Consider the following 14,662-nt stretch of genomic DNA (forward strand, 5'->3'; position numbering starts at 1 on the left):
GATGACCGATACTGAGGAGAGGGCGAAGGCAGGCAGCGAAGACGGTAAGCGCTTGTTCACCCCGGCGGGAAAGCCGAAGCGCCGACCTGATGCCATCGCCGATCTGATGAAAGACTTCATCCGTTCGCAGGGTCTCCAGCCCGGCGATCGTCTGCCGCAGGAGCGCGAGTTGATGGACCGCTTCAAGGCCGCCAAGGGTACGGTGCGCGAAGCGATGAAGGCGCTGGAAACACAGGGGCTGATCTTTACGCGCAGCGGCCCCGGCGGCGGTGCCTTCGTCGCCGCTCCTTCCGCCCGGCACGCCATGGAGCTCTTGTCCACCCACTTCTTCTTCAATACGCCCACCCTCTCAGACATCTATGCAATCCGCAAGGCGCTGGAGCCTGAGGTTGCCGCCTCGCTTGCGGGCCTGATTTCGGGCCAGCAACTGGCGCTGCTCGAACGGACGATCCGCCTCTACGATCACCCTCCGGTCGATCCTGACGATCAATACCGTCAACGCGTTGCCGAACTTGATTTCCACTCGCAGCTGGCTCAGTTCTGTCCCAACCCGCTTCTCGGGTTTCTCTGCGGCCTGATGCACAATCTGTTGCGTGATCTGCCTCTGGCCCGGCAGATCTATGCCGACCCCGCGCCCAGCTCGCGAGAAGAGGGGCTTTCCTACCAGTACCGGCTCATGGCGGCCATGAAGGATGGACGGACGGAGGATGCGCGCTCGATCGCGGCCGAACACATGGCATTCGCCGAGGCCTATATGCTGGGGCGGGCAAAAACGATCGGATAGTGGCGGGGCAGGCGAGGAGATCGAGCTATGGATTGCACGTGGAACGTGCAAAGTGCAGTGGGTCACTTCGCCTTCGATATTTTTGCGAGCCGGTGGAGCCAGATCGCATGTCGCGCGTTTATTCACGCGGTCAGTCGGGGGCTTTTCGAAAAAAACATGATGCAATTCTTCTCGGGCTACGAGGCTCAGATCGCTCTGGGTCTGGTGATCTTGTTGTTTGGTCTGTTCGTCTGGGAGAAGTATCCCGCAGAAGTGACCGCATCCGCCGGTGCGGCAGTCTTCATCGTGCTCGGCTTCGTGCCGACCGACAAGGCGATGGCGGTGTTTTCGAATTCCGCGCCGCTGACGATCGGAGCGATGTTCGTTCTCACCGGTGCCCTGGTGCGCACGGGTGTCCTGGAACGGGTGGCAGCCGTGGTCCTCGAGAGGTCGAAGAAGCGGCCGCAGCTGGCGCTTGCCGTGTTCCTGCTGACGGCGCTTGTCGCATCGGCTTTCATGAACAACACGCCGGTAGTCCTTGTCCTGATCCCGATCGTGATCCGGCTCGCCGCCTCGCTCGACATTGCTGCGACAAGGCTTCTCATCCCCGTGTCCTACGCCGCCATTCTGGGCGGAACCTTGACGCTGATCGGGACGTCGACCAACCTGCTCGTCGATGGTGTCGCGCGCGGGCAGGGCCTTGAGCCCTTTTCACTTTTCGAAATCACGCCGATCGGTCTCGTGGCAGTCGTAACGGGCATGCTCACCATGCTCGTGCTCGGAAAGTTTCTTTTGCCGGATCGCCGCGAGGAAGGTGGCGAGCTGGATGACCAGGACGACGCCGAATTTCTCTCGGAAATCACCGTGCTCGCAGATGGTCCCTTCACCGAAAAACCGATCGGCGAAATTGCGGAATTCAAGCAGCCGGGGCTGCGCATCGTCGGCCTGCATGCCAATGGCGAGGTGATCCGCAAGGATGTCGAGACCATGACCCTGAAGAAGGGCGATGGGCTGATCATTCTCGCCAGATCGACCGATCTCTTGACTCTGAACGATAAGGAAGGGTTGCGTGTCGGTCAAAGACGCGGAGCCGCGCCCAAGGGCGAGGTCATCGTCGTCGAGGCGGTCGTTGCCCCCGGCCGCTACGGCAATCGGACGCGTCTTTCCAGTCTGACCCTTGGCCGCCGTTTCGGCGTGCGCATCATCGGTGCCCACCGACACCGGCATGTGCCGGGTCCGGACCTTGCCAATGTCCGTCTTCGGCCGGCAGACAAGCTGCTCATCGAGGGTACCGCCGAAGCGCTGGACGAACTCTCGCAGCAGAATGAGCTGATATCCGTCACGCGTTCGTCCGCCCGTGCCTTCAGGCCGACCAAGGCGCCTTTGGCGTTGCTTGCTCTCGGTCTCGTGGTGCTGCTTGCTGCATTCAATGTCATGGACATCGGCATCCTGGCGATGATCGCCGTGCCGGCAATCCTGATCTTGCGCTGTATCGACGCCGATGAAGCCTGGGGCTCGATCGAAGGTGGTATTCTGATCCTGATCTTTGCGATGCTGATTGTGGGGCAGGGATTGCAGGAAACCGGAGCCGTTGCACTGGTTGTTGAAACGGCAATGCCGCTGATGTCGACCGTCTCTCCCTTTGTGCTGGTGCTTCTGGTCTACACGCTGTCGTCGACGCTCACCGAATGCGTGACCAACAACGCGGTGGCCGTCATCTTGACGCCAATCGTCATCGGTCTCGGTCAGCAATTGGGTATTGATCCCAGGGCCCTTGTGGTGGCGGTCATGTTTGGTGCAAGTGCAAGCTTCGCCACGCCGATCGGCTATCAGACGAACACACTGGTCTATGGCGCCGGGAACTACCGCTTCAGCGATTTCGTCAAGATCGGCTTGCCGATGAACATCATCGTGGGCTTGGCGTCCTGCTACGCCATCTATCTTTATTATGGTCTTTGAGGAGTAGACGCATGGATATCATCACCGGATTTTTCGGACTGGTCGAGGATCTCACATGGGGATGGGCTTTGATCCCCATGCTCGTTGTCTTCGGCGTGTTCATCACGGTGATGACCGGGTTCGTGCAGGTCAGGTTCTTCAAGCGAATGTTTCGCGTGCTGTTCGCCAAGAACCAGACCGGCGATCCGAATGCGATCAGCGCACGCGAGGCTTTGCTCGTGTCCGTCGGTGGGCGCGTCGGTGGTGGTAACATCGCAGGTGTTGCGGTCGCGATCACGCTCGGAGGGCCTGGCGCCGTCTTCTGGATGTGGGCGATTGCGGTCATCGGCATGGCGACGAGCCTCGTCGAATCGACGCTTGCCCAGCTTTACAAGCGTTCCAACGGTGACGGCACCTATCAGGGCGGGCCTGCCGGCTACATCATCTATGGGCTCGGCGCGAAGCACAAATGGCTGGCCGTGGTCTATGCCGTGTGCCTGATGCTGGCCTTCGCCTTCGGTTTCAACGCCTTCCAGGGAAATACCTTTGCCGGTGCCGTCTATGACAGCCTCGGCGTCGAGCGTGTCTGGAGCGGCATTGGTCTTGCGATCATCACCGGCTTCATCGTCTATGGCGGCATCCGCCGTATCGCGAAGGTCGCTGATGTGATCATTCCGATCATGGCCTTCATCTATATCGGCCTGACACTGCTGGTCATCCTGTCCAACATCACGGAGATTCCGGGCGTCATCTGGTCGATCATTGCCAATGCCTTTGGCCTGGAAGAGGTCGTCGGCGGCGGCTTCGGCGCTGCCCTGGCGCAAGGACTTCGCCGTGGGCTGTTCTCCAACGAGGCCGGCCTCGGATCCACCCCGAACGTTGCGGCGACGGCCGATGTCCGCCATCCTATCAGCCAGGGTATCACCCAGTCCTTCTCGGTGTTCATCGACACCATCGTGATCTGCACCTGCACGGCCTTCATCATCCTGCTCAGCCCCGTCTATCAGCCGGGCGTGGAAGGCATCGACGGCATCGTGCTCACCCAGCAATCGCTGGTCAGCCAGGTCGGCGAGTGGTCGCAGTATTTCCTGACTTTCGCCATCCTGCTCTTTGCCTTCAGTTCGATCATCTACAACTACTATCTCGGTGAGACGGCCCTGAAGGTCATGACCGCACGGCCGGGCGCCTTGCATGTACTGAGGTTTGCCATCGTCATCGTCGTCTTCCTGGGGGCAACGGCTCCAGGCGCAACGGCGGTCTTCTTCTTCTCCGACCCGCTGATGGGCGTGCTCGCGGTGGTCAACCTCACCGTAATCCTGATGCTCTTCCCCGTCGCCTTGCGGATCCTCGACGATTTCCGCTCGCAGCTGAAGGCCGGTGTGGAGCGGCCGGTCTTTGAGCCGACGGCGTTTCCGGATCTCGATCTTGATCACTCCGCCTGGCCTCATGCGCAAAGAGTGGCGGGACCGAACGGGCGCGCTCTCGCCAAGGCCTGAGGATGTTTGTGGGGCGGCGGCAACGCGGCCCCCGCAAACGTCTCAAAGCGGTCGATGATATTGTCGGCTGATTGATGCCGCCTCGGTTTTCCGGGGCGGCATTTTTGTGCTCGCCTCGCTAGGGGAACGTCCCCATCATTTCCGTTGACACGCTATGGGCGCGCTACTAGCCTGTGTGGAAACGTTACCACATCGAGAGGAGATAATGATGAAACAGGCGCGGTTGAACCGCCTCTTCGGCACGTCTGGAAACTGCTTCGACGTGGCCATCGATCACGGCATGTTCAATGAACGCACGTTTCTCGCCGGTATCGAGAACATGCGCAAAGCCATCGAGGTTATCGCTGCGGCGGGCCCCGATGCCATCCAGTTGCCGCCGGGCACGGCGCCCATGCTGCAGTCGATCCCTGGCAAGTCTCGCCCAGCCCTCGTGCTGCGTACCGATATTGCCAACATCTACGGCAACCCGCTGCCGAGTGCTCTGTTCTCCGAGGTGATCGATCGTCCGGTCGAGCAGGCGATCGCGCTCGATGCCGCCTGTGTCGTGGTCAATCTGCTGATGCTGCCTAACCAGCCCGAGGTCTATCGGGCCTGCGTGCGCAACGTGAATAGCCTGAAACGCGAATGCGAGATCTACGGCATGCCGCTGATGGTGGAGCCGCTGGTCATGCAGGACAATTCCAAGGGCGCCTATATGGTTGACGGCGCAATCGACAAGATCTTGCCGCTGGTCCGCCAGGCTGCCGAACTCGGCGCGGACATCATCAAGGCCGACCCCTGTGACGACGTCACGGAATACCATCGGGTGATCGAGATCGCTCAAGGGCTGCCGGTGCTCGTGCGCGGCGGGGGCAGGGTCTCCGATGAGGAAATTCTATCGCGTACCAGGGTGCTGATGGAACAGGGAGCCCGCGGCATCGTCTACGGCCGCAATGTCATCCAGCATGCCAATCCGGGCGGCATGACGCGGGCGCTGATGGCGATCGTGCATGAAGGCGTAACGGCGGAGGAAGCGTCGCGCCATCTCGCCTGAGATTGCGTGACGGGAGGAGGACCCCATGAAGACCTTTCGTTTCGGCGTCATCGGCTGCGGCCTGATGGGCCGCGAATTTGCCAGCGCCGCTGCGCGCTGGATGCATCTGACCGACGCCAAGGCGAGGCCAGAGATCGTCGCCGTCTGTGACACCAATACGGAGCTGATGGCGTGGTTCCAGACCCACGTTCCCTCCGTTCGACAGGCAACCACTGACTACCGCGAACTTCTCGCCAATCCGGAGGTCGACGCCATTTACTGCGCCGTTCCGCATGTGCTGCACGCCGAGTTTTACACCGACATCATCAAGGCAGGAAAACATCTGCTGGGTGAAAAGCCCTTCGGGATGGACCTGGCGCAGAACAGGGCGATCATGGCCGTTCTTGCCGAGCATCCGGAAAGCATCGTTCGCTGCTCGTCGGAAATGCCTTTCTTCCCCGGCGCGCAGAAGGTCATTGCCATGGCGGCGAGTGGCGAGATAGGCGACATTCTCGAAGTCGAAGCCGGCTTTCTGCATTCTTCCGACATTGATCCCAACAAGCCGATCAACTGGAAGCGCATGGAGCATGTCAACGGCGCCTATGGCTGCATGGGGGATCTGGGCATGCATGTGCTGCATGTTCCCTTGAGGCTTGGCTGGCGGCCGGAAACGTTGCATGCCAACCTCGTCAAGCGGATCACCGAGCGGCCGGATGGCAAGGGCAACAGGGTACCCTGCACCACCTGGGACAATGCGACGATCAGCAGCCGCGTGCGCACCGCTGATCAGGATTTCCCTCTGGTTCTCAAGACATGGCGCATCGCACCGGGCGAATCCAACACCTGGTACATCCGCATCCTCGGCATGAAGAAGAGCGCCTTCTTCTCGACCAAGCAGCCGCGCCAGTGGCAGTGGATGGATTACCAGGGCAGCACCCAGTCCTGGAACACGGAAGACCTTGGCTATGGCTCGGTCTTCCCCGCCATCACCGGCAAGATCTTCGAATTCGGCTTCGCCGATGCGATCCAGCAAATGTGGGCAGCCTTCGTCGACGAATTGGCGGGTGGCACTGCGAATGGCTTCCCCTGTGCAAGCCCCGCGGAAGCGGCTGCCCATCACGCCGTGCTGACGGCCGCGCTGCAATCCGGTCTGGAAAACCGGGTCGTTTCTGTCGACTACGATTGAGGTGGGACCATGCGACGCTCCGAGATCAACGAAGCCCTGCGGTTTGCCATCGGGATGCTCGAGACCTGGCGCTGGTCCCTGCCTGTCTGGGGGCAGTGGGGCGCTGCCGACTTTGCAGCCCATCCCGAGGCCTCGCGCTATCTGGCCAGCCGACAGCTCGGCTGGGACGTTACCGACTTTGGCTCCGGCCGCTTTGTCGAGCAGGGGCTCGTGCTCTTTTGCCTGCGCAACGGCATCCTCGGCATGGAGGGCGAGCGTAGCTATGCGGAGAAGCTGCTCTTCATCCAGGAAGGCCAGTTGACCCCGGCCCATCTGCACAAGGCGAAGCAGGAAGACATCATCAACCGGGCGGGTGGCGATCTCGTCATCGAATTCTGTGCGGCTGATGCGACGGGCAAGGTCACCGAATCCGAGGTCTCTGTCCTTGTCGACGGCATCGAGCAGCGTCTCCAGACCTGGGAGCCTCTTGTCCTGCATGCTGGCCAGAGCGTAACGATCCCTACGGGTCTCTATCACCGCTTCTATGGCGCGAAGGGCAAGGGCCCGGTGCTGGTCGGCGAAGTCAGTCAGGTTAACGACGACAGGACCGACAACTATTTCCTCGAACCCATCGGCCGTTTCGCCGAGATCGAGGAGGATGAGCCGCCGCTGAGACCCCTCTGGAACGAGGGGACTGTCTGATGAGAGCCGGGGAGGAGGTTCAAATCAGACAAGACACCGGAACGGCTGGTGGCATCGTCTGCGTCGGCAACTTCATCGTCGATCGCATCCACACTTTGTCCTACTGGCCGGAACAGGGCAGTCTCGCGCATATTTTGCACCAGGAGATGGGCGTCGGCGGCGGTGCGGCCAATGTGGTGACCGACCTTGCTTCGCTTGGGTTCAAGGGACGACTTTCGGTGGCGGGTGCGGTGGGGGACGATCGGGACGGCGCCTATGTCCGGGATCGTCACGCGGCCCTCGGTATCGATGTTGCCGGTCTCCGTGTTCTTGATGGCCAGGCGACTGCACATACCCATGTCATGAACGTGCCCGGCCAAAGCCGCACCTTCTTCTATCACGGCGGCTCCAACGACCTGCTGACGGACGATCTTATCGACCCTGCTGCCTTTGCAGCCAGAGGACACAGGATCTTCTATCTTGGCTATCTCATGCTCCTGCCGGCTCTCGACCGGAAGGATGCAAGCGGCACTTCCGGGGCGGCGCGGCTTTTGAAGGCGGCACGCGAAGCGGGGCTGACGACTTGCGTCGATTTCGTCTCCAGCGAGGACCCCACCTTTGCCGACCAGGTCGCCGTTGCGCTGCCCCATTGTGATTATGTGATCGTCAACGAGACCGAAGCCGGACGCGCAACGGGTGTGGCCGTCCGCGACAAGTCGGGCACTCTGCTGCTGTCAGCTGTGGAAGAGGCTGGTCAGCGGCTTCTGGACGGCGGGGTGGCGCAAGGCGTCGTCATTCATGCGCCGGAACTCTCCATCTGGCTTTCGCCCGACAAGGCCCCGGTTGTCACGCCTGCACTTGCCGTCGATCCGGCCGCCATCGTCAGCCCCGTGGGGGCCGGAGATGCCTTCTGCGCGGCGGTGCTCTACGGTCTGCACGAGGGCTGGCCGATCGAGACCATTTCCGCTGTCGCCCACCGCGCGGCGGTCCATTGTCTCGGCGGCGCGACTGCTACCGACGGCATACCCGACATGTCGGTCCTGCTCGCCGAAATCTGAACGACTGCAATCAGATGTCTGCAGGGGCCGGCCCGGTCGATTCCCGGATGATGAGGTCAACGGGCATGCGCGTGAGCGAGGCGGGCCGGCGTTCCAGATCCTGCCTGTGGTCCTGCAGGCGCTCTTCGAGCCTGCGGGTCGCTTCGAGTGCGACAGCGCGGATCGGCTGGGCGACCGTTGTCAGCCGTGGCAGGACATAGGCTGCCTCCGGCAGGTCGTCGAAGCCGATAACGGAGCAATCGTCCGGCACGATGCGGCCGCTGTCGCGGACGGCGTGGATCGCTGCAATGGCTGCGATGTCCGTGGTTCCGATGATCGCGGTGATGTCGGTGTGATCTTGCAGAACGGATTGCGCCAGCGCGTAGGTGGCGGCGAAGCTGTGATCCTCGCCGATCGCTTCGATGGCCGGTGCAAGTCCATGTTCGCGCAGCACGGCCCGAATGCCTTGCATGCGAAGCCGGATCGGCTGGCTGTGTCCCGGCGCCCCGACGACCGCGATCCTTTCATGGCCGAGATCCACAAGGTGCCGGGTCATCATGCGTCCGCCTTCCACATGATCGGCCATCACGGTATCGTCTGATATGCCGACGAGTTCGCGGTCGATCGCGATGACCGGGATTCCGGAACCAACCAGCGGCTGGAGATGTGCCGTGCCGCCATAGGCGCTGGCGACAATGACACCCTCCACTCTTTGCGCGCGCAGCATCGCGACATAGCGTGCCTCGTGCTCTTCGTTTTCCGCCGAACTGCAGATCAGGGTGTGGTAGCCGCGTTCGAAAAGTTCGCGCTCGATGGTGTTTGCAAGAATACCGAAGAAGGGGACATCTATGGAGGGCAGCATAAGGCCGATCATCCGGCTCGCTTCGCCGCGCAGCATGCGAGCGCCCTTGCTGGGCGCATAGTTGAGGTCCCTGATCGCGGCTTCGACGCGCTGGCGCACCTCTGGCGAGACATAGCCACTGTTGTTCAGGACGCGCGAGACTGATGATACCGACGTTTCGGCAACCTTCGCGATCGTCCTGATACTGGCAGCCATTCCGGTATTCCCGCATCCGTTATGGTGATCGGAGTACGCAGAATTGCGGGCCCCGGCAAGTCGCGATTGTATCGTCGGCCAAGACTACCAGAGAGGGGCGCTCGCCTCGTCTTCGAGTATGGTGTCTCTCCAGCTATTGCTTGGGGGCCGCACCGGTGTCTCAAAGAGCGTTTGCCTGATCATTCCCTTCCGGCCGTATCTGTCATGCTACATCGTCCCTTTGCTTTGCAAAGAGAGGCGCATTTTACTTAAGATTCACGATAATTCCGAACGTTCGCTTGCCGTTAATCTGCCTTTCGTGGCTGTTTGGTAGGGATCGGTGCATGGTTATTGCAAGCGATCCACGTCTGACTGAGGCAGGCCACGCCGATGCGGGGGCAGAAACGTCGTTCGTCGTCGAGGCCGTGACGGAAGCCTTCTTCCAGTCCGCTGACTATGCGGCCCTGCATGCGCGCTCGAATGCGTCGGCTTTCCAGCATCCGCTCTGGCTCCAGGCTTTCCACCGTCATCTTGCCCCGTCGCGGGGCGCGCAAGGCGTGACGCTCGTGGGACGGCCGGGACCCGGCAAGCCTCCGTGTTTCGTTCTGCCGATGATAGCCCGGAAGCTCTCCGGCGTAACGATCCTTGAAAGTGCGGATCTCGGCGTCAGTGACTACGCGGCGCCGCTGGTTGATCCTGACTGGTGGGAGCGACAGCATGATCATGCTGCGGTTCGCGCCTGTGTTGCCGCTGCCTTTCCATCACATGACATCTTGCGGGTGAAGCCGATCCGCGATGAGCATCTGGCCCTCTGGCAGGCGTTCCTGCCGGGAAGCACGAAGACACTTGGATTTTCCGCCCATGCCACTTCGCTCGTAGCGTCGGTAGAGCATTGGCGAGAGCAGGCGCTGACCGACAGTTTCGCACGCTATCTTGCCCGCAAACGCAAGCGCTTCTTCAAGACGGAAGGGGCAAGGCTTGTTGTCGTTCAGGGAGAGCAGGCGATCGCTCATGCGATGGAGCGGCTGGCTCAGCTGCGCGAGGGCCGTTTCGAGCAGGACGTGATTGCCGCGCCCGCAGCGCGAGCCTTCTACAGCGCCGTTGCGCAATCCGGGGAGCAGGCAGGTTTTGCCCGCGTCTATGCGCTCGAACTGGGCGGCGAGGCGATCGGTTATACCTTCTGTCTCGCGTTTGGCGGACGGCTCCACTACCTGCTGATCGGCTGCGATTACCAGACCCATGGGCGCCATTCGCCGGGTTTGCTGCTCTATGATGGGATGATCGGCGACTGGATCGAGACCGGTGGCGAGATCTTCGACTTCACCATTGGCGATGAGCCCTTCAAGGCAGATTTCGGCACGGTGGCCACCCCCCTTCATGTGTTGACGCATACGCCGACCGTGCGCGGCGCATTGGCGCTGACCGCGATGCGTTGGCGCGAGCGGTGGCGCGAGGCTTCGGCCGCCACAACCACGACACCTTTTGCCCGCCGCCAGACATCCGGGGAGGACAATGGATGAACGCGCGCCCAGCATTCCTCGAGAATTCGGTCATCGTTGCAGCGCATCCGGACGATGAACTGCTGTGGTTCAATGCCATTCTGCACGACGTCGATGAGGTGATCGTCGTCTACAGGGATTTCTGGGCCCAGCCGGGGCTCGGCGAAAAGCGAGCTGCCGCTCTTGCCGATTTTCCCCGCGCGGGCGTCAGCTGCCTGAATATCTCGGAATCCGGTGCGGCTGGCTGCGCGAACTGGGATGACCCGCGAGAAAGCCCGGATGGTCTCGTCCTCAGCTTCGAAAGCCAGCGGCGGGAACTCACCCGCATGTCGCGGCTCGCGCTTGGAAAGGTCGGCATGGGTGAGCGGCGCGTGGCCGAATACAGTGTGCTGACGGCCTATCAGAACAACTTCGTGAAGATACAAACCTTGCTGCGGGAGCGCCTGCGTCCGGGCATGAATGTTTTCACACACAATCCCTGGGGCGAATATGGACACGAGGAACATGTCCAGCTCTTCCGCGTGCTCCAAGGGCTGAGGGATGAGATCGGCTTCAATCTCTGGATGTCGAATTATTGCACCAATCGGTCTCTGCCTCTGGCGATGCGATACTTCCAGACATCTCCCGGACAGCCGATCCGTCTGCCGACCAACAAGGCATTCGCGGAAGAGGTGGCCTCTGTCTACAAGAGGCATAATTGCTGGACCTGGGCGGACGATTGGCAATGGTTCGATGACGAGTGGTATCTGCCGGCACCCCGTCAGGGCGCGACGCCACAGCCACATCAGCACCTGTTTCCGCTCAATCTTTTCACCATCGATGTCGCGCAGAAGCGACCCTGGCTCTCGATGGCCGTCGGCTCGGCTGCGGCGGCCTCGGCGCTCATGGTTGCCGCCGACTTCTAGCTGTGCGCGGAAGGGTAACGATCAACGCCGGCAGAATAACAAACGTCAGTGACACGGGCTTAATCTTGAACGGTGTTCCAGTGCAAACAACGCATGAAAACTTCAACATCGCCGCACCCTTCTGGCAAGGCGCGCATGCTCATCCCGGTGCGACTGCCCTGGTCGTTGCGCGGCGCGAGTTTACCTATGAGGCCCTCGCGCAAAAGGTTGCGCGCCTCGCCGGCCATCTGGCGCCGCGTTTGAAGCAACGGCGCGTCGGGATTTTCGCCACCCGAAGCCTCGAGGGTTATGTCGGCATACTCGGCGCCTGCATGGCGGGTGCGACCTATGTGCCGCTTAACCAGAAATGGCCGCCGGAGCGGCTGGTCACGCTGCTGGGGCTGCTCGAGCTCGATGCGCTGATCGTCGATCGCAATGGGATCGGCCTTCTGACGCCGGAGGTCCTGGCTGCCGCGCCCGCCATCATCATCGGACCGGAGCAGGCCGATATGCCGGCAACGGCGGATGCCGCGATCACGCCGCTCGACGCCCTGACTGACCCGCCGCTTGGCGAACCCGCGATAGTGGGGCCGGATCATGAGGCCTATATCATCTTCACCTCCGGCACGACCGGGCTTCCCAAGGGCGTGGTGATCTCGGCCGCTTCTCTTGCGTCCTATCTGGTGCAGGCGCGCCCATGGACGACGCTTGGGAAAGAAGACCGGGTCGCCGAAGCGCATGACCTTACCTTCGACCTCAGTGTCCACAATCTGTTCCTGACACTGGAATCGGGCGCCGCACTGCATGTGATGTCGGCGCTTGAGCTATCGGCACCGCAGCATTTCATTCGCAGCCATGGCATCACGGCTTGGATGTCGGTGCCGACGATCGTCAACATGATGCGTACGGCGGGTTCACTGAAGCCCGGACTGTTCGAGACGATTCGCCTGTCGGTCTTTTGCGGTGAGCCGCTGCCGGGCATGACGGTCGAGGCCTGGAAGGTTGCCGCGCCAAACAGCGCCGTCGAGAATATCTATGGGCCAACGGAATGCACCGTCGTCATGCTCAGGCAAAGCGTGGGTGCCGAGATGCCGCTGACGCCAGGGCGCGGGGTGGTGGCGATTGGAACCCCCTTTAGCGACGGCAAGATCGCCATCCTCGGTCCTGACCTGCAGCCGGTGGCCCCGGGTATGCCGGGAGAAATCGCGCTGGGCGGGCCGCAAGTCGGTATTGGTTATTTTGCGTCGCCGGAACAGACGGCGGACCGTTTCCGCGACATGAATGGTGAGCGCTGGTACCTGACGGGGGACCTCGGCCTGTGCGATGCCGAGGGCATCTACCACCATCTTGGCCGGACGGATAACCAGGTCAAGGTCAAGGGTAACCGGATCGAGCTGGAAGAGGTCGAGGCGCATCTGCGGCTGGCGGCGGACAGCACGGTCGTTGCGGTCGTGGCCTGGCCCCATGTCGATGGCGCTGCCACCGGACTGGTCGGATTCGTCGCCGGCAGTGATGAAACGGCTGCATCGATCCAGGCGAAGATGTTGCGGTCGCTGCCGCGCTACATGGTTCCGGAAGCCATTCATCTCCAGGATACGCTACCCGTCAACATCAACGGCAAGGTGGATCGGCGCGCATTGCGTGACTTCCTCGAAGGGGGCGCGTCTTGAGCATCGTTTTCGAGCAAGAGCCGCTTCGCCCGCTCAGCCGCCTCATGCAGTGGCGGCGTGCCTGGTTGACGATCGACGCCAATCCAGCGGCGCGCAACTTTGCCGGGACCATCCGCGGGCTGCTTCTGATACACGGGCTTTTCCTCGCGGCTCTTGCCGTGAGCCTGCAGATCAGTCTGTCGGCACTTGCACTGATCGGATTGACCCTTCTTGCTGCCGCGCGCTGGCCAGAGCGCCGGCTCACCATTCTGATCACGTCGAGCCTGGTCTTCCTGTTGCTCCGGCCCTTCCGAACCGCTGACATGAACACGCTTGTCGTCGACTTGGCTGCGGTGGTCGGGAACGGCGTGTCCGTGCCTCCGCTCGCCCTCCAGGTGTTCGGTGTCGTCCTTTTCCTCGGTTTTGCGCAGCTCATGATCGCAGGCCAGCGCATGAGCAGCGGCATCTGGTCCCGCCGTCCTGTGTTGGTGCAGCTTGTCGGCTTCCTCGCGGTGCTTGCTGTTGCCGCCTTCGTGCCGCCGGGGGACTACGGGCATGCCATGCTCTGGGCTTTCCTCGCTGTCTGGGCATCCTGCTTCTGGTTTCTCGCCTATGCGGCTGTCGACCTGAAGGCCAAGGCTGCAGCACCGGACGGTGTGCGGGCGCTCTACATGCGTCCGGTCTGGGGCGGTGATGTCGCGCCGTTCGGCAAGGGCCTGTCCTTCCTCAAGCGCTTCGAAGCAAAGGATGACGACGCCCTGGCGGTGACGCGTCTGAAGGCACTGAAACTCGCCGTCTGGACGGCCATTCTCAGCTGGACTGCGCTTGCGGCCACGACACTGTTTCATGAGATGCTGGGTGTGCCGAAACTCGGCTTCATGATCCTCAATCCGCAGGATACTGCGGCCATGCCCCTTGGCCTGCAATGGGCAGGTTTGATCGTCAACTACGGTGTGGATCTGCTGATCATTGCGGCCTGGGGCCATGCGATTGTCGCCGTGGCGCGGATGATGGGTTACAATATTCCGCGCAACACCGTGAACCCGCTGGCATCCCGCTCGATCGCCGAGTTCTGGAACCGCTACTACTATTACTTCAAAGAGGTTCTGGTCGATTTCTTCTTCTATCCGGCCTTCATGCGCTGGTTCAAGACATCGCCACGCCTGCGGATCGCGTTCGCGACCTTCTGTGCGGCCGGGTTCGGCAATTTCCTCTACCATCTGATCTTCGTCTCCCATGTCTTCGCAGACGGGACGCCGTTCGACGAACTCGATCGTTTTGCAACGCTGGCCTTTTATGTCGGTCTGCTCTCGGCGGGCCTGATCATCTCGCAGATCTGGGGCCGCAAGACCTCGCCGGCGGATGGCTTCTGGCGTCACGATGTTCTGCCCCGGATCAATGTGGCGCTGTTCTTCTGCTTTCTGAAAATCTTCGACAGCGTGTGGCTCGAAGGCCAGCTGTCGGATCGCTTCCACTTTCTGTTTGGCCTGTTTGGAGTTTGA

The 14,662-nt window shown here is 61.6% G+C and carries 12 protein-coding genes; 11 read left to right on the forward strand and 1 reads right to left on the reverse strand.

The window, feature by feature from the left end; translation table 11 throughout:
- The first annotated feature begins 1 nt into the window (after position 1).
- From SJY08_RS21655 to SJY08_RS21685, 7 genes are all read left to right on the forward strand, one after another.
- Positions 2–784: a FadR/GntR family transcriptional regulator gene (locus tag SJY08_RS21655; protein ID WP_377278251.1), complete on the forward strand. Its 783-nt coding sequence runs from the start codon at positions 2–4 to the stop codon at positions 782–784.
- Positions 785–940: 156 nt separating this feature from the next.
- A complete protein-coding gene (locus SJY08_RS21660; protein WP_377278253.1) occupies positions 941–2,722 on the forward strand; it encodes an SLC13 family permease in 1,782 nt (593 codons plus the stop codon).
- 11 nt (positions 2,723–2,733) lie between these two features.
- The gene (locus SJY08_RS21665; RefSeq protein WP_377278255.1) at positions 2,734–4,197 is read left to right on the forward strand and encodes an alanine/glycine:cation symporter family protein; all 1,464 of its coding nucleotides are present in this window, start codon (positions 2,734–2,736) and stop codon (positions 4,195–4,197) included.
- A 208-nt stretch (positions 4,198–4,405) separates the two neighbouring features.
- Positions 4,406–5,230: a class I fructose-bisphosphate aldolase gene (locus tag SJY08_RS21670; RefSeq protein WP_377278257.1), complete on the forward strand. Its 825-nt coding sequence runs from the start codon at positions 4,406–4,408 to the stop codon at positions 5,228–5,230.
- Positions 5,231–5,255: 25 nt separating this feature from the next.
- A complete protein-coding gene (locus SJY08_RS21675) occupies positions 5,256–6,395 on the forward strand; it encodes a Gfo/Idh/MocA family protein (protein WP_377278259.1) in 1,140 nt (379 codons plus the stop codon).
- Between the two features lie 9 nt (positions 6,396–6,404).
- Positions 6,405–7,076 (forward strand): D-lyxose/D-mannose family sugar isomerase, encoded by a 672-nt coding sequence (locus SJY08_RS21680; protein ID WP_069043017.1) that lies wholly within the window; start codon positions 6,405–6,407, stop codon positions 7,074–7,076.
- Positions 7,076–8,113, forward strand: coding sequence for a carbohydrate kinase family protein (locus SJY08_RS21685; protein WP_377278262.1), 1,038 nt, complete (start codon positions 7,076–7,078; stop codon positions 8,111–8,113). The genes SJY08_RS21680 and SJY08_RS21685 overlap by 1 nt, the downstream gene beginning before the upstream one ends.
- Before the next feature lie 10 nt (positions 8,114–8,123).
- On the opposite strand, the gene SJY08_RS21690 is transcribed toward SJY08_RS21685, so the two are convergent.
- Positions 8,124–9,149 carry a LacI family DNA-binding transcriptional regulator gene (locus SJY08_RS21690; RefSeq protein ID WP_377278264.1) on the reverse strand — a complete coding sequence of 342 codons (1,026 nt, stop codon included), beginning with the start codon at positions 9,147–9,149 and terminating at the stop codon, positions 8,124–8,126.
- A 323-nt stretch (positions 9,150–9,472) separates the two neighbouring features.
- Here SJY08_RS21690 and SJY08_RS21695 point away from each other — a divergent pair, with 323 nt between their 5' ends.
- From SJY08_RS21695 to SJY08_RS21710, 4 genes are all read left to right on the forward strand, one after another.
- Positions 9,473–10,648 carry a GNAT family N-acetyltransferase gene (locus tag SJY08_RS21695; protein WP_377278266.1) on the forward strand — a complete coding sequence of 392 codons (1,176 nt, stop codon included), beginning with the start codon at positions 9,473–9,475 and terminating at the stop codon, positions 10,646–10,648.
- Positions 10,645–11,532 (forward strand): hypothetical protein, encoded by an 888-nt coding sequence (locus SJY08_RS21700; protein WP_377278268.1) that lies wholly within the window; start codon positions 10,645–10,647, stop codon positions 11,530–11,532. The genes SJY08_RS21695 and SJY08_RS21700 overlap by 4 nt, the downstream gene beginning before the upstream one ends.
- 80 nt (positions 11,533–11,612) lie before the next feature.
- Entirely contained in the window at positions 11,613–13,181 is a 1,569-nt protein-coding gene (locus SJY08_RS21705; protein WP_069043022.1) for an AMP-binding protein, read from the forward strand.
- Complete coding sequence (locus SJY08_RS21710; RefSeq protein WP_377278270.1) at positions 13,178–14,662, forward strand: hypothetical protein; 1,485 nt, start codon at positions 13,178–13,180, stop codon at positions 14,660–14,662. Before SJY08_RS21705 ends, SJY08_RS21710 begins: the two co-directional genes overlap by 4 nt.

The sequence above is a fragment of the Rhizobium sp. R86522 genome (assembly GCF_042466255.1).
GTDB lineage: Bacteria > Pseudomonadota > Alphaproteobacteria > Rhizobiales > Rhizobiaceae > Allorhizobium.

What these genes read in the sequence shown, in the direction of transcription:
- SJY08_RS21655 (WP_377278251.1), top strand. Translation starts at nt 2, where the DNA reads ATGACCGATACTGAGGAGAGGGCGAAGGCAGGCAGCGAAGACGGTAAG.
- SJY08_RS21660 (WP_377278253.1), top strand. Translation starts at nt 941, where the DNA reads ATGATGCAATTCTTCTCGGGCTACGAGGCTCAGATCGCTCTGGGTCTG.
- SJY08_RS21665 (WP_377278255.1), top strand. Translation starts at nt 2,734, where the DNA reads ATGGATATCATCACCGGATTTTTCGGACTGGTCGAGGATCTCACATGG.
- SJY08_RS21670 (WP_377278257.1), top strand. Translation starts at nt 4,406, where the DNA reads ATGAAACAGGCGCGGTTGAACCGCCTCTTCGGCACGTCTGGAAACTGC.
- SJY08_RS21675 (WP_377278259.1), top strand. Translation starts at nt 5,256, where the DNA reads ATGAAGACCTTTCGTTTCGGCGTCATCGGCTGCGGCCTGATGGGCCGC.
- SJY08_RS21680 (WP_069043017.1), top strand. Translation starts at nt 6,405, where the DNA reads ATGCGACGCTCCGAGATCAACGAAGCCCTGCGGTTTGCCATCGGGATG.
- SJY08_RS21685 (WP_377278262.1), top strand. Translation starts at nt 7,076, where the DNA reads ATGAGAGCCGGGGAGGAGGTTCAAATCAGACAAGACACCGGAACGGCT.
- SJY08_RS21690 (WP_377278264.1), bottom strand. Translation starts at nt 9,149, where the DNA reads ATGGCTGCCAGTATCAGGACGATCGCGAAGGTTGCCGAAACGTCGGTA.
- SJY08_RS21695 (WP_377278266.1), top strand. Translation starts at nt 9,473, where the DNA reads ATGGTTATTGCAAGCGATCCACGTCTGACTGAGGCAGGCCACGCCGAT.
- SJY08_RS21700 (WP_377278268.1), top strand. Translation starts at nt 10,645, where the DNA reads ATGAACGCGCGCCCAGCATTCCTCGAGAATTCGGTCATCGTTGCAGCG.